We start from the raw sequence: 23318 nt of genomic DNA on the forward strand, positions 1-23318 counted from the left end.
GCGATGAAGAAATGGCAAACGTATTAAATCAGTATAAAAAGCGCATAGAAGCCAAACAACTGGTTGAGTTTCAAGAGATTGCCCAAGAGAATGATAAAATCGGCAAAGCATTCTTAGCCGAAAATCGTAAAAAAGCCAATATAGTAACCACGAGATCAGGTTTACAGTATCAAGTGCTTCAAGCAGGTAAAGGGAAATCACCTAAAGCCAATGCAACGGTAAAGGTTAACTATGAAGGGCGTTTACTGGATGGTACAGTGTTTGATAGCTCAATTGCCCGCAATCAACCGGTTGAGTTTAAACTCAGTCAAGTGATTCCCGGTTGGACCGAAGGACTACAAACCATGAAGGAAGGTGGCAAAAGTCGTTTCTTCATTCCGTCGAATCTTGCTTATGGTGAAGTTGGTGCAGGTGATGCGATTGGTCCTAACAGCACACTCATTTTTGAAATTGAGCTCATCGAAGTTAAGTAATTCAAATTTGAAATACCCCTTCTTTCAATAAGGAGGGGTATTTTTTTAATGCTTATAATTTAGTGTTTCAAATGTCTTGGTCTAAATCCTGTTACGAATAATCCAATAACATAAGCAACTACACCAAGTACGCACAAACCCATGACCTCTGCAACACGTAACCACTGTGAAATATCACCTTGATACCACGTTAGGCCATACCACAAGGCAGCAATCATTACGATATTGGCAACACTAAATTGGAAAGCGAGCTTCTTCCAGTGTGCCCCAAAGCGATAAATATTGCGCTTGTGCAAATAGTAATAGAGTAGGCCTGCATTTACTAAAGCGGAACCTGAAGACGCCATCGCCAACGCCATGTGCTCCGCCTCCCAACCATTCAATTTAAATAAACCAATAAATAGGACATTTAAAATCGCATTTGCAGCAACTGCGATTAAGCCGACACGCACAGGTGTCTTGGTATCTTGTTGTGCATAAAAACCTGGGGCAAAAACTTTGATCAGCATAAATGAAATGACACCTGCACTCATACATTGCAAAGCCAAAGCCGTCATTTGTGTATCTTGTAAGGTAAACTCACCACGTTGGAACAAAGCCTGAATAATCGGTGTAGATAACATAAATAAAGCAATGCTGGCTGGAATGCCCACCAACATGATGATCTTTGCTGCCCAATCCAACATTCCTCTAAACTTCGTTTGATCCTGTTCCGCATGTCGAGCCGACAACGATGGTAAAATCACGGTACCAATCGCGACCCCAATCAAACCCAATGGTAGCTCAGTCATACGCTCGGCACTATACAACCATGATACTGAGCCATCTTGCATAAACGATGCCCAAATCGTATTCAGTAATAAATTGATTTGGGTAACAGAAACACCAAATAATGCAGGTAACATTAATTTTAAAATGCGATCTACACCTTCATGCTTAAAGTCAACTTTTGGTGGAATCAGTAATTTCTTTTTCCATAATTCAGGAATCTGGATCGCCAGTTGAAGTACACCTGCAACCACCACAGCCCACCCTAGCGCCATAATCGGCTCTGCCATAAAAGGTGTCAGCCACCATGCTCCTGCGATCATTGCAATGTTCAATAACACGGGTGCAAATGCGGGTGATGCAAAAGAACCATAACTATTTAAAATACTGCTGGCAAAAGCCGTCAGTGACATAAACATCAAATAAGGAATAGTCAGGCGGAACATATCTACCGCGAGTGCAAACTTCTCTGGATCCTTATGGAAGCCAGGTGCATAGATATAAATGATCACAGGCGCGGCAATCATTGCAATCAGCGTCAGCAATGACATCGCTGTTAGTAAGCACCCAAAAACACGACTAATGAGAATTTGTACTTCGGCATGGGTACGACTGGTCTTATATTCCGTCAAAACAGGAATAAAAGCTTGTGAAAATGCCCCTTCCGCAAACAACCGTCGAAAAAAGTTGGGAATACGAAACGCCACGACAAAGGTATCGAAGTCCTTACCTGCACCAAAAACATTGAGCAGTACAATGTCTCGTACCAATCCAAGTACTCGAGATAACATCGTCATTGCACTGACAATAACAGTCGATCGCCACAATGCCATCGCACTCACCTACGGCTTATTTTTCAAAAGCGTTATTGTAATAAAAGTTCAAACAAATTTCGTTGTAGAATCATAAATCTGATGCTGTTTTTTCACATCATTTGTGTTTCGCAAGCAAATGACGAAATAATTGCCAATCAAAATAGGGACCTGGATCAGTTTTACGCTGAGGTGCAATATCAGAATGTCCAGCAATATGGCGTTGAATCTTAGGATATGCTTGACGCAGTGTGTGTACCACCTCGACTAAAGCTTGATATTGTTCAGGCTCAAATGGCAGATCGTCACTCCCCTCGAGTTCGATACCAATCGAATAATCATTACATTCTTTTTGGGCAAGATAACTCGAACGGCCTGCATGCCATGAGCGGTCCTGAAAATTCACAAATTGAATGACTTCACCTGTCCGCAAAATCAACAAATGAGTCGACACCTGCATACCTTCAATGGTCTGAAAATAAGGATGCAGTGACCAATCCAATTGATTCTGAAAAAACTGCTGAATATAACCACCACCAAACTGCGACGGCGGTAAGCTGATGTTATGAATCACAATCAATTGAATATCGATATCCGCGGGGCGTGCGTTAAAATTTGGTGATGCAATCTGTGTTGCACCCAATAATATTCCATCTTGAACTTGCGTAAATCTAGATTGTGACATTGTGACTCGAATCAGCAATTTAATATTTATGTTTCCATTTTGACATGCTTTGTCCAGAATAATCGAGATGAAATACTTATTTTTTAAGCCGAGGGTGCTAATATAAGCCCCAAGTTTTTTAGTCAAAATCTACTGGAAATGGTATGAGTATTCCTCAATCTTTGCTTGAACAATCTATTCAAATCAATATTCAACAAGCATTACAAGAAGATATTGGGGACGGTGATATCACCGCCATGCTCACACCAGCAGATGAACAAGCAACTGCAACTATTATCAGCCGTGAAGAAATGGTCTTGGCGGGTCAACCTTGGGTCAATGCACTGATTCAAGCTTATGACAACACGGTTCAGGTGACTTGGTTAAAACAAGAAGGTGATGTTGTGGCTGCCAATGAAGCTTTTTTAAAGCTTGCAGGTTCAGCCCGTAGTTTATTGACAGTGGAACGTCCAGCTTTAAACTTTATCCAAACACTTTCAGCAGTTGCAACCAAAACAGCCAGTTATGTAAAACAACTGGATGGCTTACATACCAAACTACTCGATACACGAAAAACCTTACCTGGTTTACGCATCGCACAAAAATATGCAGTGGCTGTAGGTGGTGGTCAAAACCATCGTTTAGGTTTATTTGATGCCTTCCTGATTAAAGAAAATCACATCATGGCAGCGGGTGGTATTGCACAAGCGATTACCAAAGCCCATGAAATCGCGCCAGGTAAACCTGTCGAAGTTGAAGTTGAAACTTGGGGCGAACTCAATCAGGCACTTGAGGCAGGTGCGGATATTGTCATGTTAGATAACTTTAGTCAGCAACAAATGATTGATGCTGTAAAACATGTTGCAGGTCGCTGTAAATTAGAAGCTTCTGGCAATATCACCATTGAGAATTTACGCGAAGTTGCGACAACAGGTGTGGATTACATTTCAATGGGTGTGCTCACCAAAGATGTAAGAGCTGTTGATTTATCGATGCGTTTTAATGCCTAAACCTGCTCGGAATCATTTTTATTCATCGTTGATTGCTCAGTGAACGAAGCATCTGGTTTTGAATGATCAGATGCTTTGGTCTGTTCAGTCCACGCTGATTTTGACTCCGCCACATCATTTGGTCGCGGATCAACCGCCATTAATACAAACGTAACTGCTGTTAGAAATACCAGAAATATCTGTAGCATCATTTCCCCTATCATTCTTCATTTCAATTTTTACTCAATCTATCAAAATAAAATGGGGTAAATCAGAGTGCTCTGTTACTTTATGAAAGTATTCGCTTGATCTTTGTAGGCTATTCCGGTAACAGGTCTTTAAATATAAACATCCTATTATGATGTTATCAATGATAATCTATTAGGTCGCATTCAAATAAAAAAAAGGCGGTCTAAAAAAACCAGACCGCCCGCACTATCAACTGGAACTTACCAACCGAGTGCTTGCTGTTGCTTCTGAATCAATTCCGCGATTCCTTTTTCTGCAAGCTCTAACATGGCATTACACTGTTGGCGAGTAAACGGTTTATCTTCTGCCGTTCCTTGAATTTCAATAAATTCACCCGCTTGTGTCATCACCACGTTTAAATCCGTTTGGCAATTTGAATCTTCTTCGTAGCATAAATCGAGGAGAACTTCGTCTTGATACATTCCCACCGAGATTGCAGCGATCAGACCTTTTAAAGGGTCTTGTTTAATTTTTTTGTTGCTCAGCAATACATTCATTGCATCAACCAAAGCCACTGCTGCACCTGTAATTGCTGCGGTACGCGTTCCGCCATCCGCTTGGATCACATCACAGTCAATCGTAATGGTGTTTTCACCTAACTTCTTCAAATCCACCATGGCACGCAAACTACGACCAATCAAACGTTGAATCTCTTGAGTACGACCACTTTGCTTACCGCGTGCTGCTTCACGATCACTACGGGTATGTGTTGAACGCGGTAACATGCCATATTCAGCAGTCACCCAACCTTGCCCTTGTCCTTTTAAAAATCGTGGAACAGAGTTGTCAATGCTTGCTGTACACAGCACTTTGGTATGACCAAACTCAACCAAAACTGAACCTTCAGCGTAACGGGTATAGTTACGGGTAATTTTTACCTCTCGTAATTGGTCTAATGCTCTCTGGTCAATACGCATAATGATTCCTTAAAACTATGGCACAAAAGTAATTGCGCCATAGTATAGCTCATTTGCCTACCTATTCCGTTTTACTTATTCGTTACAATTCACTCATTTAAGCAAACTTCAATTTTGCCTTCAGTTTGCTTATTGCTTGAGCAAGATGGCTACCAACATCATTTGGCAGTGAACATTTGGCTAAACGAACCCAAACCGTCCAAAACTGCTTCATAAAGTTCGCTTCGTTATAGTTGATACCATATTCAGCACATAACGCTCTGATTTTAGGTGCAACTTCTTCATAACGATTGGCTGGCATATCTGGGAATAAATGGTGTTCAATCTGATGGCTTAAATTACCACTCATAAAGTGCATCCATTTCCCACCGGTGAAGTTACTTGAACCACGAATCTGGCGTAAGTACCATTCAGCCTTGGTTTCATTTTCCGTATTGTCTGCTTCAAAAGTTTCAGCATCTTCGGTGAAGTGACCATTAAAAATCACTGCCGATGACCAAAGATTACGGATAATGTTCGCCACTGCATTTCCAGCTAACACAGGAATAAAGTTAATGGTCGCAATCGCAGGGAAAAATACGTAATCTTTTAGAACTTGGCGTTTGGCTTTTTTACGGAACTCAGCAGCGTCTGCCCATACCTGTTTCCAGGTTTTGGTTTTATAGACTAAAGCATCTTCCAAATGTAAATTTTGTACGCCCACATACCACTGGAAAAAGAACATCAATTGCAATGCCAATGGAATATTCGCCAAGTGACGGACTTCCCATTTCTGATCTTCACTTACGCGTAAAATACCATAGCCGACATCGTGGTCTTTACCAACGATATTGGTGTAAGTATGGTGCATATAGTTATGCGTATAACGCCAGTCATTGCCTGAACAGGTATTGTCCCAATCATAGTCTTCACCACGTAAACTTGGATCATTCAGCCAGTCAAACTGGCCATGCATAACATTGTGTCCAAGCTCCATGTTTTCTACGATTTTAGAAACGCCCAGCATTGCTGTTCCGACTAACCATACAGGTGGAATCCAGCCTCCAAACATCAACATGCTACGTGAAGCAATCTCGGTATAACGCACAAAATTACGCACTTTGTAGATATATTTCGAATCTTGTTCACCAAGGTTTTGCATCACCTCAAGACGAATTGCTTCTACACGGCGACCAAACTCTGCAACTTGCTCAGGTGTTAAATGGGCCGATTTGGATGCTGTTTTAAACTCTAATGCCATATTCATTGTGATAATCCTCAATATTTCTTTTTATAGGTCAATCGTGACTGGGCTAAGCGCCTGACTCACACATAATTTGATTGCGCGGTTCGGTTGATCATCAATTTCACCCGTGATCACATTTTGTGTCACGCCGCTGACTTTGGTACAGCTACAGCGGTTACATACACCCATACGGCAACCATGTTGTGGGCGTAAACCTGCTTGTTCTGCACTACTTAGGAGATTCGTCGTTGCAATAAAGTTCTGTTGTGCACGACGGAAGGTAATCTGTTGGGCTTCATTGGACTGTTCCAACTGCACAGGCTGGAAGAATTCCTGATGGAAATTTTCTGCTGCACCATGTTGCATATAGATCTCTTGTGCTTGATGCATCATGCTGTGGTGACCACATGCATAGGCTTGAATTTCTTTAAAATTCGGTACCAATTGCTCTAATAAAGCTGTATCTAAATGTTGTTTGGCTACAGAGGTATTAAAGAAATGATATTTTAGCTGTGGATATTGTTTCGCCAAATCCACGACCTCTTGATGGAACACTTCAGCGCGGTTGAAGTACACCACATGAATTTCTTTTAAGTTCTGTGTAATCGCTTGTTGCAATAAAGAATAGATGGCAGTAATACCAGAACCTGATGCAATTAATAGCGCGGGTTGCTGCCCTTGGTGCAAAACAAAATCACCTTGTGCTTGCGAGATTTCGATACAATCACCCACATGTAAAAGCTGAGCTGCGCTAGAAACCAGACCTTGCACTTTGATTCCCAGACGGATCTCACCTTGTGGCGTAATATCAATAATTGAATAACTACGCTGATGATAAATCCCCTGAATCATCAAGGTAATCAAAATACTTTGTCCTGCACTTACTTGCGAAAGGTCAAAGTTATGATTTGGCTTTAAAGTCAATAAAACCATATCTGTACTTAATGAGCGTACTGCTGTCACTTCAGCAAGAATACGTTTCCAAGCAAAAGTTGGTTTTATTTTTTGCAAAACAAAATCAACAAAATCTTCTCTAACCCAGTGTGGCTGATACCCTAACTTTGCGTTCATACGTTCCTCGTTTTGTATCTGGCTATTTATATTGAGTGAACAAATGTTCATGTAGTGAACATGTGTACACTATATTAACTTGTGTTCACTGAGTCAACACTTGTTCACTAATTTTCCGAGTGTTTTTTACTCTTTTTTATAAATGCTTAAATTCTCTTGAAAAAAACAACGCCTTGAGGAGATGCTGATCCTGCTGAAAATGTGACTGAATTTGCCAAAAGCTAAAAAGTGTCTGATTGAGCAATGGATTAAAGCTAAAAAAAAGCTATTTTTTTTGCTAGACTCTATCGTATGGTTTTAATGGATCTTATTCATGTCGATTAGAGATGAACGAAAACAACAGAGTCGGCAAGCTCTACTGGATGCAGCACTTCACCTCAGTACCTCTGGGCGCTCATTTAGTAGTATTAGTTTGCGAGAAGTTGCTCGTGAAGTTGGTTTAGTACCAACAGCGTTTTATCGTCATTTCCAAGATATGGAAGCACTGGGGCAAGAGCTCGTTGATCAAGTCTCTTTACATCTCAAAAGTCTAATTCATCAACTCGGTCAAAGCTATCTAAAACATAGTGGAGCAGCTAAAACCCGCACCAGTATTGAGCTGTTCGTGCAAGCGGTCAATCATAGTCCGCAACAATGGCAGTTTATGATTGCCGAACGTTGGGGTGGATCTGAAACGGTAAGAATCGCAATTGCACGTGAAATTGAGTTTTTGATTGAAGATCTCGCTATTGATCTCTGCAAGCTTGAAACCTTCAAGCACATTAAAGACGCCAAACATTTACAAGTCTTATCAACCATTTTAATCAATATGTCTTTTACATGGGCGATGACGTGGATCAATCTACCCAAACAGTTTGAGATCGATGATTTATTAGAACAACAGAATCTATTTATAGACAACGCAACCACTCAGGTTCGTTTGTTATTTAATGGGATCTCAAATTGGGAACCACAAAACGTTTGACTATATCAAGCTTAAAGTTTGATATATAAAAGCATTGCTTCGCGTTATTATGCATTAGACAATAAAGCATTGCCGTTTAGAACACTATGAGGAGCTTATAAGCATCATGAATCCTGATCGTCATACACAGTTCTTAATTCGCAAAGAAAAAATTTTGCAGGTTGCTGAAAAACTATTACTAGAAAACAACCAAGAAATGACCCTAGATGAACTGGTTGCCGAACTGGACATTGCCAAAGGTACACTATACAAACATTTCCGCAGCAAAAACGAACTGCTACTGGAACTTATTATTCAAAATGAAAAAGAAATTTTAAAAATTTCAGATAAATATAATACTGATGTTAAAGAATATGCGCCTCGCTATATGCTCTATCATCTAAAAGCACCAAGTCGTACGATTCTATTGCATCAATTAGAAGAACATCTCACCATGACTGAATCAAAGTTAAAACATCTCTTTGATGAGCTCTATGAAATTCGTCAGCAACGTATTGTTTCTTTGAAAGAAATGACCGAAAAATATTTAAAGTCGCAAAATTATGATATGTCGATTCGTGATTATTTGTCTTATATTTGGTCACTGACCTACGGTGCAGCCTTATTATTAAATTCAAGCTATTACCAACGCTCAATCGGCTCACGGGAAAAATTAATTAACCTGTACGTCAACCAAGCTTTATCTCTACCTACACAAAAAGTGCAAATTGACATAGAAGCTTTGGATAGTGAATAACCCTGAATAAAAAAGGACTGTGGTAATTCCTCAGTCCTTTGTATTTGAGTTAAATGGCAATTTTATTTGCCTTTACGCTCTTTTTCTAGCAAGAAGTCAACCACTTGGGTGACTTTTGCATCTTCACCCTGTACCACATATTTCCCGTTTACCACGACTGCAGGTACGCCTGTCAATTGGTACTGTTGAGCCAACTGATTTGATTCCGCAATTTTTGCAGTAATTGGGAAAGAGTTAAACATACTATTAAATTTCTGTTCTGGCACACCGTAACGCGCAAAGAACTTCGCTTGAGAGGCTTGGTCAAAGATCTGCTGACCACCCTCATGAATCGCATGGAACAGTGGAATATGAGTTCTCTTACGAACACCAAGCGCCTCTGACACATAGTAACCACGCGCACCTTGTTCCCACACTTTATTCATGGCTGCTGGTGTACGAAGGAAATACACATCTTTTGGAATTTTCTTTAACCAAGTTTGCATATGCGGCTCAAGGTTATAGCAGTGACCACAGCCATACCAGAAAAATTCACGGACTTCGTATTGTCCTGCTGGCGCAACCGTTTTTCCAGGATTGGCCACAACTGTATAGTCTTTGCCTTCAACAAAATTGGCAGCCATTGCATTCATTGAAAACGTCAACGCAACTGCACCTAAACCACTGAGTACTAACTTTTTCATTGCCTGTGCTTTTCCTCTAAGCATTTTTCGTAAGTTTATATGCTAAATATAAAGCAAACTCGACTAATTCGTTTTTCTTCTGTGAAGTTTTTTATAGGATTTATCGCTTTTTTTGCCAGAATCGCTACACTACCCAAAGATTAAACCGAAATAATCATCCTAATATAGAGGTGACACCATGTCGCAATTGAATGTTGATCCGCAAGAAATCGCAAAATTTGAAGCATTGGCTGCCAAATGGTGGGATCAACATTCGGAATTTCGCCCGCTCCATCAAATCAACCCCTTACGCCTAAACTGGATTGATGAACGCGTTGGTGGTTTAGCGGGTAAAAAAGTCCTTGATGTCGGCTGTGGTGGTGGAATTTTGGCTGAGAGTATGGCCCGTCGTGGTGCTGATGTTCTCGGCATTGATATGGGTGAGGCTCCGCTTGCAGTGGGCCGCCTACATGCGCAACAAGAAAATGTACAAAATATCGAATATCGCCAAATTCCTGTTGAGCAACTAGCACTAGAGCAAGCAGGTCAATATGATGTCGTTACTTGCATGGAAATGATGGAGCACGTACCTGATCCTGTATCAATTGTTCAAGCTTGCCAAAATTTGGTGAAACCCGGTGGTCATGTGTTCTTTTCAACTATTAATCGCAATCCAAAATCTTATTTATTTGCGATTATTGGCGCAGAATATGTATTGCGCTTACTGCCAAAGGGCACACATGATTATCATAAATTCATCCGCCCTTCAGAAATGGCACATGATATTCGCAATGCAGGTTTAACCCTCAAGGAAATGATTGGCTTACATTACAATCCGATCACCAAGCACTATTGGCTTGCCCCAAATGTTGATGTGAATTACATGGTTCATACTACGAATACAGGTGCTTAATGAAAGCTGTTTTATTTGATCTAGATGGCACCTTAATTGACACAGCAGCTGACTTTATTCGAATCATTCAGCAAATGTGTCGGGACGAGCAACGTCCAGTCGTTGATGCAGAACTCATTCGCACCCAAGTGTCCGAGGGCGCGCGTGCTATGGTGAAATTGGTTTATCCTGAATTAGAACTCACTGATCCTATTTTCTTAGCACATCGCCAACGCTTTTTAGATGTATATGGTGACAACATCGTCGTTGATACTGATCTATTTAAGGGTATGTATCCATTACTTGAACAACTTGAGGCAAATCAGATTCCTTGGGGGATCGTGACCAATAAACCACGTGGTTTGAGTGAGTCCTTACTGGCAGAATTGCAACTGACTGAACGTTGTTCTGTTTTGGTTTGTCCTGAAGATGTGAGTAAAACTAAACCAGATCCTGAACCCATGTATTTAGCGGCAAAACAACTACAGATTGATCCGAAAGAGATTATCTATGTCGGAGATCATCCTCGTGATATTGATGCGGGTCGTCATGCAGAGATGTACACCATTCTAGCTGCATATGGCTATTTACCTATTGAATCCCGTGATGATCTTAGTGCGTGGCAAGCAGATGCCATTATTCACACTGTTGCTGAGCTTCAACAATTGCTCCAACAGAAAATCACAGTTTTAGCAGAAAATCAGGGTATGATGAGTTAAACAACTCAGATAACAACAGGAGGCATAACAATGAAATATTCAGAATATCAACCTCGCCCAGATCTACTTAAAGATCGCATTATCTTAATCACAGGTGCTGGTGATGGGATCGGACGAGCTGCTGCGATGAGTTATGCCCTTCATGGTGCAACGGTGGTATTACACGGTCGTACCTTAAACAAACTTGAAGTCATTTATGATGAAATTGAGGCTTTAGGTGCGCCGCAACCTGCTATTCTCCCATTACAACTCTCAACGGCATCGAGTCATGATTATGAGCTTTTGGTCGATACCTTAGAACAGCAGTTTGGTCGTTTAGATGGTATTTTGCACAATGCTGGCATGCTAGGTGATCGTGTGGAACTCGCCAATTATCCTGTGGATGTCTGGGATGATGTAATGGCGGTAAATTTACGTGCGCCTTTTGCTTTAACTCAAGCCTTATTACCTTTACTCGAAAAATCAGATCATGCTTCTGTGATCTTTACCAGTTCCGGTGTTGGGCGTGAAGCACGTGCATTGTGGGGTGCTTATTCTGTTTCCAAGATTGCGACGGAAGCCATGAGCAAAATCTTTGCCTTAGAAAATAGCTTCCCAAACATTCGCTATAACTGTATTAATCCAGGTGGAACACGTACCGCAATGCGTGCTAAAGCCTATCCAGATGAAGATCCAAAAGTGTTACCTACACCAGACAGCATCATGCCTGCCTATCTTTATCTGATGGGTGATGATAGCCTAGACATGAATGGGCAAAGTATTGATGCGCAAGATTAAGACTTTATGAGAATAATTCCAAACAGCATTGAAGACTAACTTGATGCAGAGAGCCGTGTAAATTATCTTCATCTTTTTAAAGGAACAATGAATTGATCTTCACAGTTTCTCTGCATTTTTAAGGTACAGTTTTCACATGAGAGACATCCGATATTAGGTGTATCATGAAAAATTTTTTCATTATTTTGATTTTAGGTTCAACTGCCTTATTGGGGAGTGTAACAAGTTTTGCGAGTCCTCCATTTGATCGCGATGAAGATACGCGAGGCAAACATGGTCGCAATTTTGAACGTTCAGATAATGACAACCGGATGCGTGAACGCCGGATGCGTGAGGAACGTGGTGTAGAGCGCTTGAAACAACATCGCTGGCAAGCGGGATATGTCATGCCCCAACACTACCGTGGCAATGGCTATAAAATAGATTATAAAGAAAATAATCTACCGAAGCCGGGACGTAATCAACAATGGTACAAAATCAACAACGACTATATCTTAGTTAACTCAGATGATAATAGTATTGTCACTATTAGAGCATTCTAACTACACCACATAGTCCTATATGAGATGGATGGCTCACAAGATCGCACTCAAATTTCATTTGAGTGCTTTTTATTAAACTAAACCATGTGAGTTTGAGTTTTTTTGTTTAGAATCATCTCATATCTGTTGATTTGAGATCGGTATGCCAAGTAAGCCTGTAGAAAAATTGCATCACAGCACTCAACATTATGTACATTGGTTTCGCCATTCTGCACCTTATATTAATGCACACCGAGATAAAACCTTTGTTCTGATGTTCGGTGGTGAAGCCGTTCAGCATGAAAATTTTCAGCATATTATTCACGATATTGCCCTGCTGCATTCTTTAGGCATTCGCTTAATCCTCGTATACGGCGCACGTCCTCAGATTAATCAAAATCTACATCAACAACAGATCGAAACACCGTTTCATCAAAATCGTCGCATTACCACACGCGAATCTCTACGTGGTGTAATGAATGCCGTGGGTTCAATTCGCCTAGAAATTGAAGCTCTATTATCCATGGGTTTAGCCAACTCGCCGATGTACGGCGCACGCATTGATGTGGTTTCAGGCAATTTCGTGACTGCAAAACCTTACGGTATTCGTGAAGGAATCGACTTCCAACTCACGGGCGATGTACGTTCGATTGATACCGATGCAATTCAACGTCATTTAGATAACCATAATATTGTTTTATTAGGGCCAACTGGCTATTCAACCACGGGTGAAGTCTTTAATTTACTCGCTGAAGAAGTCGCAACCAAAACGGCAACTGCATTAAACGCCGATAAACTGATTTTCTTAGGTGAAAAACAAGGGCTAATCAATGATCAACAACAACTGCTACGCGAGTTAAGTCCGCGTCAACTTGAACCCTATATTCAACAATTCCAATCACAATATCCTGAGTTTGCCTTACACCTCAAACAAGCTCAACAGGCATCATTGTCTGGTGTACATCGTGTGCATCTAATTTCTTATGCGTATGATGGTGCATTGATTGAAGAACTATTTACACGTGATGGGGTCGGTACACTAATCACAGATGCTCACTATGAGGAGGTACGAATCGCCAACATCCAAGATGTCGGTGGTTTGATTAACCTACTTCGCCCACTCGAACAAGAAGGAATTCTGGTCTATCGCTCACGCGAACTTCTTGAAAGCGAAATTGAGCAATTTGCCGTGATTGAACGTGACGGCATGATTTTGGCCTGTGCGGCACTCTACCCCATCCCTACAGGAGAAAATGAAATCCGTTCAGCAGAAATTGCCTGCGTTGCTGTGGATTCAAACTATCGAAAATCCAATCGTGGCAGCCAGATCTTGCAATTTCTAGAAACTAAAGCCAAACAACAAGGCATTCAACAACTGTTCGTGCTAACCACTCGCACGGCCCACTGGTTCTTGGAACAAGGCTTTATCGCGGCCAGTATCGATGATTTACCCAATGCTCGCCAAGCGCTCTATAACTATCAACGTAACTCCTTAGTCTTTAAAAAAGTTTTAGTTTGAGTTCATTTAGGTTGTAGATATTTTTATTTCTCATAAAGATATCTACAACACATCAATATTACTGATTGATCTAAAATAAAAAATAGTCGTTTTCTTGAAATACCAAAATTAATTAAATTAAAAACAATATCTTATAAACTTTTCTGATGATCGCGTTTATACAAAGCATGGCTAAGCTTATGCAATCTTGTGTTTTGCACTTTTCCTTATAAATAAAGCCTAATTCGTTATTTTTTCTATCATAGAAAAAGTTTTAGCGTGGTTGCTCATCTTAATTCAATCTTTGATTTTTTGGGGAGCACAACCAACATGATCATTTCAAGCAAGCATTCATGGTCATATCTCATCATTGCAGCGAGCCTTGCCAGTTTGATGGGAGTCACAGGTTGTGCAAAGAAACCTGAGCAGCAAGCAACAACACAACAAGAAACCACAACATTCAATATCGGCTTTCAAAAGTATGGCATCTTGCCGATCGTTAAAACAAAAGGTGAATTAGAAAAACGCCTTGCTGCTCAGGGAATCAAGGTGAAATGGATTGAATTCCCAGCGGGTCCCCAGCTTCTGGAAGGTTTGAATGTAGGAAGTGTGGTTTTTGGTGAAGCAGGCGAAGCGCCACCGATCTTCGCACAAGCAGCGAATCCCAATTTGATTTATGTCGCCAACCAACCACCTGCTCCAACAGCTGAGGCATTAATCGTTCAAAAAGACTCACCTATACAATCGATCCAAGACCTAAAAGGTAAACGCATCGCACTCAATAAAGGTTCGAATGTACATTATCTCCTCCTTAAACTACTTGAAGCTCACAATCTCAAGCTCAGTGATATTCAACCTGTTTATTTACCGCCTTCAGATGCACGTGCAGCCTTTGAAAAAGGCGTGGTTGATGCTTGGGTTATTTGGGATCCGTTCCTTGCTGCAGCCGAGCATCAAATCCAAGCCCGAGTGATTGCCAACGGCGAAAATCTGGTGAACAACCATCAATTTTATTTGGCAGATCGCCAATATGCGGAGAACAATCCAGCAGTTTTACAAACAGTGATTACCACACTGAATCAGACCACAGACTGGGTCAAAGCACATCCTGAAGATGCAGCAAAACTACTCGAAAAGCCGATTGGTCTTGGGTTTGATGTGTTAAAGACCTCGATATCTCGTATGGGTTTTGGCGTTCAACCTATTTCAGAAAAGGTTGTGACAGAACAACAAGATGTGGCTAACGCGTTCTTCGCACAACAACTGATTCCAAAGCAACTTGTGATTCAAGATGCCGTATTAAAGAACAACATTCGATAATAGGGGATCATCATGACGTTATTAGCGAAAGTTTCTATTCTCGGCTTACTGATCTCTGCATTTTCAATCAGTGGCTGCCAAAAGACCGAATCTCAAAATACGGAAAAAGCGGCTTCAAGCAATCAACACACGGCGATCAAAACACTGACAATTGGCTTCCAGAAATCATCACTCGCTTTATTGGTTGCAAAACAACAAAAACTCTTTGAACAAGAATTTCCCAAGACCAAAATTGAATGGCGTGAATTTCCAGCAGGGCCACAAATGTTAGAAGCGCTTGCCGTTGGTGCGGTTGACTTTGGCTATGTCGGGAATACACCTCCCATTTTTGCACAAGCCGCAGCAAAACCGTTACGTTACATTGCCTATGAAGTCGTTCCAGCCACTGGTCAAGCGGTATTGGTTCATGCTGAGGATCAAATCGATACCCTTCAAGATTTGAAAGGCAAGCGTATCGCTGTACAAAAAGGTTCAAGTGCTCATGAGCTACTTGCAAAAACATTGCAAAAAGCAGGCTTATCATGGCATGACATTCAACCAATTTGGTTATCGCCTGCTGATGCCCGTGCAGCATTTGATAAACAAGCCGTAGATGCATGGGCGATTTGGGAACCCTACCTAGGTACTGCCGAGCTACAAGGTCATACCAAAACCTTGATCGATGGCTCTGCTTTTGCTACCACTTATTCTTTTTATATTGGCAATCCAAGCTTCATTCAAAAGCATCCAGAGTCTGCCCTCAAGTTAATAAAGACCATCAATCTTGCAGATCAGTGGATTGTGCAACACCAAGACCCAGCCTTACAGATCTATGTAAATAGTACTGGTTTAAGCACTCCTGTAGCACAACGTGTACTCGATAAAAGACCGAAACCCTCTCCTGTTCAACCACTGACTACTGAAGTAATTCAGCATCAGCAACAAATTGCCGATTTATTTAAACAAGAGCAATTGATTCCTGTGCACATTGATATCCAGCACAGTGTTTGGACAACTCAATAAAGATTGATTTTATAAGGAATATCAACATGAATATTTTCTGGTTTATCCCCACTCACGGTGACAGTCGTTATTTAGGTACCAGCAAGGGTGCACGTCAAGTTGATCATGCTTATATGAAACAGATTGCTGTAGCGGTGGATAATCTCGGCTATGCAGGTGTATTAATTCCAACGGGACGTTCTTGTGAAGACCCTTGGATCACAGCCGCCAGCTTAATTGATGCCACCAAACAACTTAAATTTTTGGTGGCACTGCGCCCAGGCATTACCACACCCGCATTGGCCGCACGAATGGCAGCAACCTTTGATCGCCTGTCTAATGGTCGTATTTTATTGAACCTAGTGACAGGTGGTGATGAACAAGAGCTTAAAGGTGATGGCCTGTATGAAGACCATAACACACGTTATCAAACCGCATCCGAATATGTCAAAATCTGGCGTGAAATCTTGACCCGCTCTCATACAGGTGAGTCCTTCACTTTTCATGGTGAGCGGTTAAGTGTCGATGATGCCAAACTGCTCTACCCACCCGTACAACGTCCTTATCCACCGTTATGGTTTGGCGGTTCATCAGAAGCTGCAACTGAATTAGCGGCAGAACAGGTCGATACCTATTTAACTTGGGGTGAACCTCCTGCCGCAGTAAAAGAGAAAATTGAATATCTCCGCGCCAAAGCAGCAGCTAAAGGCCGCACACTCACTTATGGCATTCGCTTACATGTGATTGTTCGCGAAACCAATGAACAGGCATGGGCAGCTGCTAATGAACTGATCCAATATTTAGATGATGCAACAATTGCAGCAGCACAGAAAAAATTTGCACAAATGGACTCTGTTGGTCAACAACGAATGGCCGCTTTGCACGGCGGACGTAAAGACCAACTCGAAGTCTCGCCAAATTTATGGGCAGGTATTGGTTTGGTCCGTGGTGGTGCTGGTACAGCTTTAGTTGGTGACCCAGAAACTGTGGCTGCACGCATTCAAGAATATGCGGATTTAGGCATTGATACCTTTATCTTCTCTGGCTACCCACATCTAGAAGAATCAATTCGGTTTGCTGAATTGGTGTTCCCATTACTTCCCTTACAGACACGACAAAAACTGGCACAACCGCATTTGACTGGTCCTTTTGGAGAAATCATTGCCAACAACTATGTACCTGAAGAAAAGCAATCCAGACTTCCAAGCAAGGAAAGCGCATGACCAAACAACTTTATTTGAGCAATGTTTCACGTGGAACAAAACATATCACTAAAGGTTTGCTCCCTTGGCTATTTCCAATTCTACTTTTGAGCATTTGGCAAATTGCGTCAAGCTCAGGCATTTTACAAAATCGTGTTTTACCCGCTCCAAGCGCAGTGGTGAGTGCATTTTGGCAACTATTGGTCAGTGGTGAACTTTGGCAGCACGTCCAAGTCAGTGCTGGTCGTGCCTTACTCGGTTTATTGATTGGAGGTGGTTTAGATCTCATTTTAGGCTTATTGAATGGTTCATCTCGCATCGCATCAACCTTACTTGATACCACCTTGCAAATGATCCGCAATATCCCTGCACTTGCTCTGATTCCATTGGTGATTTTATGGTTCGGCATTGATGAAACCGCCAAGCTGTTTTTGGTGGCTGTTGGGGTGTTTTTCCCGATGTATATCAACACCTATCATGGTATTCGTTCCGTCGATCCTCAACTGATTGAAATGGGTAAAAGTTACGGACTCAATCGCTGGCAACTCTATAAAGAGATTATTCTCCCCGGTGCCATGCCTTCGATTCTGGTGGGACTACGTTTCTCCCTAGGCTTGGTATGGGTCTTACTCATCGTTGCAGAGACGATTTCAGCACAAGCAGGTATCGGCTATATGACCATGAATGCACGTGAGTTTTTGCAAACAGATATCGTCTTGGTCGGTATTTTACTGTACGCCTTACTCGGTAAATTAGCAGATGTACTGGCGCAAGCATTGGAACGTTATTTATTACGCTGGCATGCGGGTTATCAAAAATAAAAAGGGGGACTAAAAATGAGTAATTTAAACCTAAATTTTCATGACAATCATGAAATTCAAACACTTACTGCAGTAAAAACAGCACCCTCATCTGCCAATGGGGCAGAGATTCTGATCGAGCAACTGTATAAATTCTATGCAGAGGTCAAGGTGCTTGAAGATTTAGACCTCCAGATCGAAGCTGGTGAATTTGTTGCAATCGTTGGTCGGAGTGGGTGTGGGAAAAGCACCTTATTGCGCCTTATCGCTCAATTAGAAAAACCCAGCTATGGTGAAATCAAATTTCAATCTGCTCGAAATTTTCGTGAAGGCATTAGCAGTGCGGATATTCGAGTCATGTTCCAAGACCCAAGATTATTGCCATGGAAAAGTGTTTTAGCAAATGTACAACTCGGCTTATCCAAACATCAACATACGCTGGCAAGAACGCTATTAGAAAAAGTTGGCTTAAAAGATAAAGCCTCACAATGGCCTGCACAACTTTCGGGTGGACAACGGCAACGTGTTGCTTTAGCACGAGCATTGTCCCATTCTCCACGCATTTTGCTGCTAGATGAACCACTTGGAGCGCTGGATGCATTAACGCGTTTGGAAATGCAAAATCTGATTGAACAACTGTGGAAAGAACAAGGCTTTACTGCCGTTTTAGTCACCCATGATGTTAGTGAGGCCGTGCAATTGGCTGATCGAATTATCCTGCTTGATCAGGGTCATATTGCACAGGATTTCAAAGTTAATCTCCCCCGCCCTCGTAAAAAGAGCATTGCTTTTGCGCAACTTGAACAACAAGTCCTTGATGCGGTTTTAGCTAGCTAAAACCGTGTTCCTCTTCAAAATTGCACTAAAATATCTCAAGCATCATGCAGATGCTGCCGCGATCATGATCGAATTATTAACAAAATATGTATTTTAGAGTTTAGATTCTAATAATTATCAAATAGATCCCTACCACTGATCGTAGAATCACAACTTTTTAAATAAAAAAACTGTGTTGTTGTGCACAAATCCGACAATTTATCTTACAATGTCAAAGACATTTTTTGAATCAAGCTCGCAGATGGAACAGAAAAAAAGTACACAAAAGCGCAATCAACTGCTGAATGCTGCCCTCGATGTTTTCTCTGTCTATGGGTTCAGTGGTGCTAGTCTCGATGAGATTGCTCAGCTTGCGAATATGCATAAGTCGAATATTTTCTATTATTATGAAAATAAAGAATCCCTCTATGTGGAAGTCTTGACCACCGTATTACAAAAGTGGCTTGCTCCCTTACAAACTTTAGAGTCAGAGCTTGAACCAACAGAAGCACTGACCCACTATCTGATTCAAAAGCTTGAAAGCTCGCGTGACCAGCCTAAGGCTTCTCGTTTATTTGCCTTGGAAATCATTCAAGGTGCGCCACATATTTTGCCCATCTTAAAAGGCCCTTTGAAAAAGCTATTTAAGCGTAAAACCAAAGTGATTCAAACGTGGCAAGAACAAGGCAAATTGTCTCAAGATATTGATCCAGAATTATTGATTATCAATATTTGGGCAATTACTCAGAACTATGCTGATTTTGCAACGCAAATGGAGATGGTGACGGGTAAAACATTACGTAACCGTAGTATGTACCAACGTACCATTGAACACACTGTGCATTTAATGCTGTATGGCGTAATTCCTCGTTAAGTTTTCTTCACAAGCCTTATTTTAGTGATTAAAATACACGAAAAAGGCGACTTCAATAGTCGCTTTTTCTTGCCAAAAGGTTAAGGCGATTGTTCAACTGAACTAATCAAAAAAGGTGGAACGTTGATTAAGAAACATACGTGGAACATGAATAGTCACGAAAAAGCCGTTCCAGTGTGCTGAAACTTAGAACGGCTTACGTTAAAATATTGATATAAAAAGGAAAAATTCAAGTATTTCGTATAAGGCGTATTATGTTAATTTTAGGAAGTTTTCATAATTAATAAGTTTCAGAAATATCTTTTTTAGAAAGATGTGCCAAGAAATTTTTACCCTTCTCAGTAAGTACAGTTCTTCTCACTGCAGAACTATTAGTAACCTTTTCGGTTTGAATTAACCCATGAATTTGTAATGGCGTCCCCAACTCATAGAAAACAAACAGACTTTGTGCTCCAGAATTCCTTGAATTAGATACACCCGTCACAAGTGTATTTCTGAATGTTTTTATTGCATCTAATGTGGAAATTTCATCAGGATATCCATTCTCATCAGTTTTTAATCTTTTCAAAGAAACTTTTTCTTTAGAAAAAAGATTTATGAGTTCATCTAAATCATCTTCAGTGGTTGAACCCTTTGGAACTCTTTTTTTAAGCTGTAAATTTTCTTTATGCAAATCCTCTTTTTCTTTTTGTAAAGCGGTAATTTGGTCTAGATATTGTTGCGGATTTAATAGTTCATCAGCTCGTACCCAACCAATTAATTTATTTTCTTGCTGTAGCTTTCCAACACTTTCATGGACTGCTAATTTAATATCTTTATAGTCTTCGAAAAAAGAAGACATATATGATAGTACCTTAGCTTTAAAATCTTTTAATTTTTGAGGGTTATCTGATTCTAAAACAGATCTTCCTGATTGTTTAACTTTTTCATCAAGTGCCTCATCTTTCATAATGACAGCAAATAAAGGTTTATTTTGGGACAAAGCATAATTATATTCTAATTCTGTATAGCTCAGTCCAGAGCTAGGTTCTATTGATCCATAACGTCCTCCCAGAATTAGCATATAAATGTCTGACTCATCTATCCACTTTTGGATAATAGTCCATTGACTTTGATTTGAGGCTGTAAATAACTCCATCCCAGCAGGGATATGACCAGCTTTTAGGATTGCTTCAACAGCAGCTTGACGTTCATTAATTAAATCAACATAAGTTGAAGATACAAAAATCTGATATTTTTTCATGAAGACAGAACTTATAAATAAAATTTTCGCTTATTGTAGTAACTATTTGATCAAATAGAATAGTTATTAAAAATTTATCTCATTTTTGAACAATTAGAGCGGTGAAAATTTTACATAGAATCTCTTATGCATAACCAGCTTGCAAGCTAAAGTAATTTTTAATTTCAAAAATCTACCGATAAACAAAAGTCCCCCATACACACTACAACATTAAACCTTTGCATTTAAAAATGCGCCTGATACAGCGCCAATAACTTTTGTGCCCCTAGTAATAAATTCTCTTCCCAATCTAAATGCGCAGTATCATTGGCGCCATCCGTTATGTATTTGACTGAGATCAATCGCACACTAAGTTTTTGACAAACTTTGGCTAAAGCATACGCCTCCATATCCACCAAATTACAGCTGACCTTTGGTAAACCTGTTTCAAAAGAATCACCTGTGCCACAAATGCCTTTGGGTAAGTGTTCAAAGTGTGGTTGAGTATAAATCTCTGCGGGGATGTCATCATCCATTGGGGTTACACCTACAGCAAAACCCAAAGGTGATACATCCATATCACGTTGCACAAAAGTAGTGACTTCAACCAAACAGTGTGCATCGAAGTGCGAACTCCCTGCACTACCTAAATTGATCAGCGTTTTACATCCCGTCTTTTGAATCACTTCAAATGCCTTGAATGCTGCATTAATTTTGCCGATGCCACTGTAATGAACGTCAATACCAGCTTGCTCAAACAAACCTTTGGATTCATTCGGCAACGCCATAATCAGGGCAATATCAGCATTCATAAAAGACTCGTTCAAATAAAAATAGAGACACAAAAAAGGTGTGCTAAAGCACACCTTGATATTATCGCATCTTCTGTTGCAACGCAGCCAGACAAGGCGAGAAAAACAGTTGACCACTATACGCACCCGCTACAGTTTTTTTCATCACCAAGGTCCACAGCCCTATTAGCAATAAACTTAGAACCACAGCGATAGATTGTAACAAAGCGATTTGTAGTTGATGCGCTAAGTTAAAGATCGCCAAAATAAATACACCGAATGGGAAAGTCAGTCCCCACCAACCCAAATTAAATGGAATCCCAGTACGAATATGGCGCAATGTGGTCAAAATCGCGATTCCAAACCACCATAGTCCAAAGCCCAATAATACCAAACTCGCCACAATGCCTAATGCAGGCAGTAAGTTTGCTAAATTTTCAAAGCCCATCGCCTGCATGATACGTGGTGCTTGTTCCCCCAATAATAATAACGCCAAAGCCCCTGTGCCAATTGGTCCTAAACAAAGCCAGCTAGAAATTGCCACCTCTTTCTCAGGCAGTTGATGTAAAGCCAAACGTAGCATTAAGATGGTCAGAATTGCAAAAGCCGGCAATACAGAAATGCCCCATAGTACATAGCCTGTGACTAAAATATTGAATGCGTGCTGATCGGCTGTTAAATGTTGTAGTAATACTCCCGCTGAACTCGCAGCCACCTCACAAGCCACTATCGGTAATAACCATACTGCGGTCATCCGTTGTAATAAATGATCTTGGCAGCTAAACATACAAAATGGCACGATCCATGCGATCATCACAGCGAGAAATACATCGAAATACCAAAGATACTCCGCAATTTGCACCGCAATATCACCATATAAATGCGTTCCGAAGCTGAGAAAACCATTGATTATCGTCGCCAGCCCCATCGGAATAGCTCCTAAAAACAGGCTCATATTAGGATGACTAAAAATCTGTTTTGCTTCCGTTGGAAATAAAATCCAGCGCAACATATAAAGCACACTAAAACTTATAAAGAGCAAAATATTCAATTGCCATAATTGTGTCGCCAACTTGAATAATAGAGCAGAAGCAAAAGGTAACTGTGCTAAAATCATTGCCACAACACCAGTTCCCATAGTGGCTGTAAACCAGTTTGGGGTAAAATGGCGAATGACATCTCGACTTTGTTCTAGCTGATAAAATGGCTTTTTCATCTCTATCTCAATATTCAGCAACATGGATTGATTTTAGTTCAGCTTTAAAATAAGAAAAATTGATTTATTTTTATTTAATCAATCAGATTTATTTATATAAAAATGCTTAAATATTGAAATTTCTCTGTGTAAAAACACAACAACAAGACGAAACGCTGA

General features: G+C 40.7%; 25 protein-coding genes. 15 read left to right on the forward strand and 10 right to left on the reverse strand.

Annotated features, from left to right (window positions below; genetic code table 11):
- A partial coding sequence (locus HMPREF0023_RS14825; RefSeq protein WP_008942479.1) for an FKBP-type peptidyl-prolyl cis-trans isomerase occupies positions 1 to 473 on the forward strand: 473 nt, incomplete at its 5' end.
- A gap of 59 nt (positions 474 to 532) precedes the next feature.
- Here the strand turns inward: HMPREF0023_RS14825 and murJ are convergent.
- Entirely contained in the window at positions 533 to 2083 is a 1551-nt protein-coding gene (gene murJ / locus HMPREF0023_RS14830) for a murein biosynthesis integral membrane protein MurJ (protein WP_171057909.1), read from the reverse strand.
- 88 nt (positions 2084 to 2171) lie between these two features.
- Positions 2172 to 2738 carry a 1,6-anhydro-N-acetylmuramyl-L-alanine amidase AmpD gene (gene ampD / locus HMPREF0023_RS14835; RefSeq protein ID WP_017396630.1) on the reverse strand — a complete coding sequence of 189 codons (567 nt, stop codon included), beginning with the start codon at positions 2736 to 2738 and terminating at the stop codon, positions 2172 to 2174.
- A 143-nt stretch (positions 2739 to 2881) separates the two neighbouring features.
- Between ampD and nadC the strand changes: the two genes are divergently transcribed.
- Positions 2882 to 3727 carry a carboxylating nicotinate-nucleotide diphosphorylase gene (gene nadC, locus HMPREF0023_RS14840; RefSeq protein ID WP_008942482.1) on the forward strand — a complete coding sequence of 282 codons (846 nt, stop codon included), beginning with the start codon at positions 2882 to 2884 and terminating at the stop codon, positions 3725 to 3727.
- Here the strand turns inward: nadC and HMPREF0023_RS14845 are convergent.
- The 4 genes from HMPREF0023_RS14845 to HMPREF0023_RS14860 form a co-directional block, all read right to left on the reverse strand.
- Positions 3724 to 3915 (reverse strand): hypothetical protein, encoded by a 192-nt coding sequence (locus HMPREF0023_RS14845; RefSeq protein WP_026056314.1) that lies wholly within the window; start codon positions 3913 to 3915, stop codon positions 3724 to 3726. The genes nadC and HMPREF0023_RS14845 overlap by 4 nt on opposite strands.
- Positions 3916 to 4155: 240 nt before the next feature.
- Positions 4156 to 4872 carry a ribonuclease PH gene (gene rph, locus HMPREF0023_RS14850; RefSeq protein WP_004637386.1) on the reverse strand — a complete coding sequence of 239 codons (717 nt, stop codon included), beginning with the start codon at positions 4870 to 4872 and terminating at the stop codon, positions 4156 to 4158.
- Between the two features lie 97 nt (positions 4873 to 4969).
- Complete coding sequence (locus HMPREF0023_RS14855) at positions 4970 to 6112, reverse strand: fatty acid desaturase family protein (protein WP_171055756.1); 1143 nt, start codon at positions 6110 to 6112, stop codon at positions 4970 to 4972.
- A 30-nt stretch (positions 6113 to 6142) separates the two neighbouring features.
- Positions 6143 to 7168, reverse strand: coding sequence for a ferredoxin reductase (locus tag HMPREF0023_RS14860; protein WP_017396631.1), 1026 nt, complete (start codon positions 7166 to 7168; stop codon positions 6143 to 6145).
- 313 nt (positions 7169 to 7481) lie between these two features.
- Between HMPREF0023_RS14860 and HMPREF0023_RS14865 the strand changes: the two genes are divergently transcribed.
- Positions 7482 to 8132, forward strand: a complete 651-nt coding sequence (locus HMPREF0023_RS14865; RefSeq protein ID WP_004637383.1) for a TetR family transcriptional regulator — start codon at positions 7482 to 7484, stop codon at positions 8130 to 8132.
- Between the two features lie 106 nt (positions 8133 to 8238).
- On the forward strand, positions 8239 to 8868 hold the full coding sequence (locus HMPREF0023_RS14870; RefSeq protein ID WP_004637382.1) for a TetR/AcrR family transcriptional regulator: 630 nt from the start codon (positions 8239 to 8241) through the stop codon (positions 8866 to 8868).
- A gap of 62 nt (positions 8869 to 8930) precedes the next feature.
- Here the strand turns inward: HMPREF0023_RS14870 and HMPREF0023_RS14875 are convergent, their stop codons facing one another.
- Positions 8931 to 9551 carry a thiol:disulfide interchange protein DsbA/DsbL gene (locus tag HMPREF0023_RS14875; protein ID WP_005085864.1) on the reverse strand — a complete coding sequence of 207 codons (621 nt, stop codon included), beginning with the start codon at positions 9549 to 9551 and terminating at the stop codon, positions 8931 to 8933.
- 178 nt (positions 9552 to 9729) lie between these two features.
- Between HMPREF0023_RS14875 and ubiG the strand changes: the two genes are divergently transcribed.
- The 11 genes from ubiG to HMPREF0023_RS14930 all read left to right on the forward strand — a co-directional run bounded on the left by ubiG (position 9730) and on the right by HMPREF0023_RS14930 (position 19930).
- A complete protein-coding gene (gene ubiG, locus HMPREF0023_RS14880) occupies positions 9730 to 10443 on the forward strand; it encodes a bifunctional 2-polyprenyl-6-hydroxyphenol methylase/3-demethylubiquinol 3-O-methyltransferase UbiG (RefSeq protein ID WP_008942484.1) in 714 nt (237 codons plus the stop codon).
- On the forward strand, positions 10443 to 11141 hold the full coding sequence (locus tag HMPREF0023_RS14885; RefSeq protein ID WP_008942485.1) for an HAD family hydrolase: 699 nt from the start codon (positions 10443 to 10445) through the stop codon (positions 11139 to 11141). The genes ubiG and HMPREF0023_RS14885 overlap by 1 nt, the downstream gene beginning before the upstream one ends.
- 30 nt (positions 11142 to 11171) lie before the next feature.
- Positions 11172 to 11918 (forward strand): YciK family oxidoreductase, encoded by a 747-nt coding sequence (locus tag HMPREF0023_RS14890; RefSeq protein ID WP_004637378.1) that lies wholly within the window; start codon positions 11172 to 11174, stop codon positions 11916 to 11918.
- Positions 11919 to 12082: 164 nt separating this feature from the next.
- Positions 12083 to 12460 carry an RcnB family protein gene (locus HMPREF0023_RS14895; RefSeq protein ID WP_005092718.1) on the forward strand — a complete coding sequence of 126 codons (378 nt, stop codon included), beginning with the start codon at positions 12083 to 12085 and terminating at the stop codon, positions 12458 to 12460.
- Positions 12461 to 12602: 142 nt separating this feature from the next.
- Positions 12603 to 13958: an amino-acid N-acetyltransferase gene (gene argA / locus HMPREF0023_RS14900; protein ID WP_005092720.1), complete on the forward strand. Its 1356-nt coding sequence runs from the start codon at positions 12603 to 12605 to the stop codon at positions 13956 to 13958.
- A 309-nt stretch (positions 13959 to 14267) separates the two neighbouring features.
- Positions 14268 to 15257: a sulfonate ABC transporter substrate-binding protein gene (locus HMPREF0023_RS14905; RefSeq protein WP_005092722.1), complete on the forward strand. Its 990-nt coding sequence runs from the start codon at positions 14268 to 14270 to the stop codon at positions 15255 to 15257.
- A gap of 12 nt (positions 15258 to 15269) precedes the next feature.
- Entirely contained in the window at positions 15270 to 16259 is a 990-nt protein-coding gene (locus tag HMPREF0023_RS14910) for an aliphatic sulfonate ABC transporter substrate-binding protein (protein ID WP_005092725.1), read from the forward strand.
- 26 nt (positions 16260 to 16285) lie between these two features.
- Positions 16286 to 17461 (forward strand): FMNH2-dependent alkanesulfonate monooxygenase, encoded by a 1176-nt coding sequence (gene ssuD / locus HMPREF0023_RS14915; RefSeq protein WP_005092728.1) that lies wholly within the window; start codon positions 16286 to 16288, stop codon positions 17459 to 17461.
- Positions 17458 to 18261, forward strand: coding sequence for an aliphatic sulfonate ABC transporter permease SsuC (ssuC, locus tag HMPREF0023_RS14920; protein WP_005092729.1), 804 nt, complete (start codon positions 17458 to 17460; stop codon positions 18259 to 18261). The genes ssuD and ssuC overlap by 4 nt, the downstream gene beginning before the upstream one ends.
- Before the next feature lie 15 nt (positions 18262 to 18276).
- Positions 18277 to 19077 (forward strand): ATP-binding cassette domain-containing protein, encoded by an 801-nt coding sequence (locus tag HMPREF0023_RS14925; protein WP_005092731.1) that lies wholly within the window; start codon positions 18277 to 18279, stop codon positions 19075 to 19077.
- 241 nt (positions 19078 to 19318) lie between these two features.
- Positions 19319 to 19930: a TetR/AcrR family transcriptional regulator gene (locus HMPREF0023_RS14930; RefSeq protein ID WP_005085882.1), complete on the forward strand. Its 612-nt coding sequence runs from the start codon at positions 19319 to 19321 to the stop codon at positions 19928 to 19930.
- A 280-nt stretch (positions 19931 to 20210) separates the two neighbouring features.
- On the opposite strand, the gene HMPREF0023_RS14935 is transcribed toward HMPREF0023_RS14930, so the two are convergent.
- From HMPREF0023_RS14935 to HMPREF0023_RS14945, 3 genes are all read right to left on the reverse strand, one after another.
- On the reverse strand, positions 20211 to 21173 hold the full coding sequence (locus HMPREF0023_RS14935; protein WP_005092732.1) for a DUF4062 domain-containing protein: 963 nt from the start codon (positions 21171 to 21173) through the stop codon (positions 20211 to 20213).
- 224 nt (positions 21174 to 21397) lie between these two features.
- Positions 21398 to 21964 (reverse strand): 5'-nucleosidase, encoded by a 567-nt coding sequence (locus tag HMPREF0023_RS14940; protein WP_005092733.1) that lies wholly within the window; start codon positions 21962 to 21964, stop codon positions 21398 to 21400.
- Between the two features lie 61 nt (positions 21965 to 22025).
- Positions 22026 to 23159: a TDT family transporter gene (locus HMPREF0023_RS14945; protein ID WP_005092734.1), complete on the reverse strand. Its 1134-nt coding sequence runs from the start codon at positions 23157 to 23159 to the stop codon at positions 22026 to 22028.
- Positions 23160 to 23318: the final 159 nt, after the last annotated feature.

Source organism: Acinetobacter sp. ATCC 27244 (assembly GCF_000156555.1).
GTDB classification, from domain to species: Bacteria; Pseudomonadota; Gammaproteobacteria; order Pseudomonadales; family Moraxellaceae; genus Acinetobacter; species Acinetobacter haemolyticus.

Excerpts from the sequence above, each read along its gene's own strand:
- ssuD (WP_005092728.1), top strand. The coding sequence starts at position 16,286 with ATGAATATTTTCTGGTTTATCCCCACTCACGGTGACAGTCGTTATTTA.
- HMPREF0023_RS14925 (WP_005092731.1), top strand. The coding sequence starts at position 18,277 with ATGAGTAATTTAAACCTAAATTTTCATGACAATCATGAAATTCAAACA.
- nadC (WP_008942482.1), top strand. The coding sequence starts at position 2,882 with ATGAGTATTCCTCAATCTTTGCTTGAACAATCTATTCAAATCAATATT.
- HMPREF0023_RS14905 (WP_005092722.1), top strand. The coding sequence starts at position 14,268 with ATGATCATTTCAAGCAAGCATTCATGGTCATATCTCATCATTGCAGCG.
- HMPREF0023_RS14845 (WP_026056314.1), bottom strand. The coding sequence starts at position 3,915 with ATGCTACAGATATTTCTGGTATTTCTAACAGCAGTTACGTTTGTATTA.
- HMPREF0023_RS14890 (WP_004637378.1), top strand. The coding sequence starts at position 11,172 with ATGAAATATTCAGAATATCAACCTCGCCCAGATCTACTTAAAGATCGC.
- HMPREF0023_RS14940 (WP_005092733.1), bottom strand. The coding sequence starts at position 21,964 with ATGAATGCTGATATTGCCCTGATTATGGCGTTGCCGAATGAATCCAAA.
- HMPREF0023_RS14875 (WP_005085864.1), bottom strand. The coding sequence starts at position 9,551 with ATGAAAAAGTTAGTACTCAGTGGTTTAGGTGCAGTTGCGTTGACGTTT.
- ubiG (WP_008942484.1), top strand. The coding sequence starts at position 9,730 with ATGTCGCAATTGAATGTTGATCCGCAAGAAATCGCAAAATTTGAAGCA.
- HMPREF0023_RS14930 (WP_005085882.1), top strand. The coding sequence starts at position 19,319 with ATGGAACAGAAAAAAAGTACACAAAAGCGCAATCAACTGCTGAATGCT.
- HMPREF0023_RS14865 (WP_004637383.1), top strand. The coding sequence starts at position 7,482 with ATGTCGATTAGAGATGAACGAAAACAACAGAGTCGGCAAGCTCTACTG.
- HMPREF0023_RS14935 (WP_005092732.1), bottom strand. The coding sequence starts at position 21,173 with ATGAAAAAATATCAGATTTTTGTATCTTCAACTTATGTTGATTTAATT.
- argA (WP_005092720.1), top strand. The coding sequence starts at position 12,603 with ATGCCAAGTAAGCCTGTAGAAAAATTGCATCACAGCACTCAACATTAT.
- HMPREF0023_RS14860 (WP_017396631.1), bottom strand. The coding sequence starts at position 7,168 with ATGAACGCAAAGTTAGGGTATCAGCCACACTGGGTTAGAGAAGATTTT.
- rph (WP_004637386.1), bottom strand. The coding sequence starts at position 4,872 with ATGCGTATTGACCAGAGAGCATTAGACCAATTACGAGAGGTAAAAATT.
- HMPREF0023_RS14895 (WP_005092718.1), top strand. The coding sequence starts at position 12,083 with ATGAAAAATTTTTTCATTATTTTGATTTTAGGTTCAACTGCCTTATTG.
- ssuC (WP_005092729.1), top strand. The coding sequence starts at position 17,458 with ATGACCAAACAACTTTATTTGAGCAATGTTTCACGTGGAACAAAACAT.
- HMPREF0023_RS14855 (WP_171055756.1), bottom strand. The coding sequence starts at position 6,112 with ATGGCATTAGAGTTTAAAACAGCATCCAAATCGGCCCATTTAACACCT.
- HMPREF0023_RS14945 (WP_005092734.1), bottom strand. The coding sequence starts at position 23,159 with ATGAAAAAGCCATTTTATCAGCTAGAACAAAGTCGAGATGTCATTCGC.
- ampD (WP_017396630.1), bottom strand. The coding sequence starts at position 2,738 with ATGTCACAATCTAGATTTACGCAAGTTCAAGATGGAATATTATTGGGT.
- HMPREF0023_RS14910 (WP_005092725.1), top strand. The coding sequence starts at position 15,270 with ATGACGTTATTAGCGAAAGTTTCTATTCTCGGCTTACTGATCTCTGCA.
- HMPREF0023_RS14870 (WP_004637382.1), top strand. The coding sequence starts at position 8,239 with ATGAATCCTGATCGTCATACACAGTTCTTAATTCGCAAAGAAAAAATT.
- HMPREF0023_RS14885 (WP_008942485.1), top strand. The coding sequence starts at position 10,443 with ATGAAAGCTGTTTTATTTGATCTAGATGGCACCTTAATTGACACAGCA.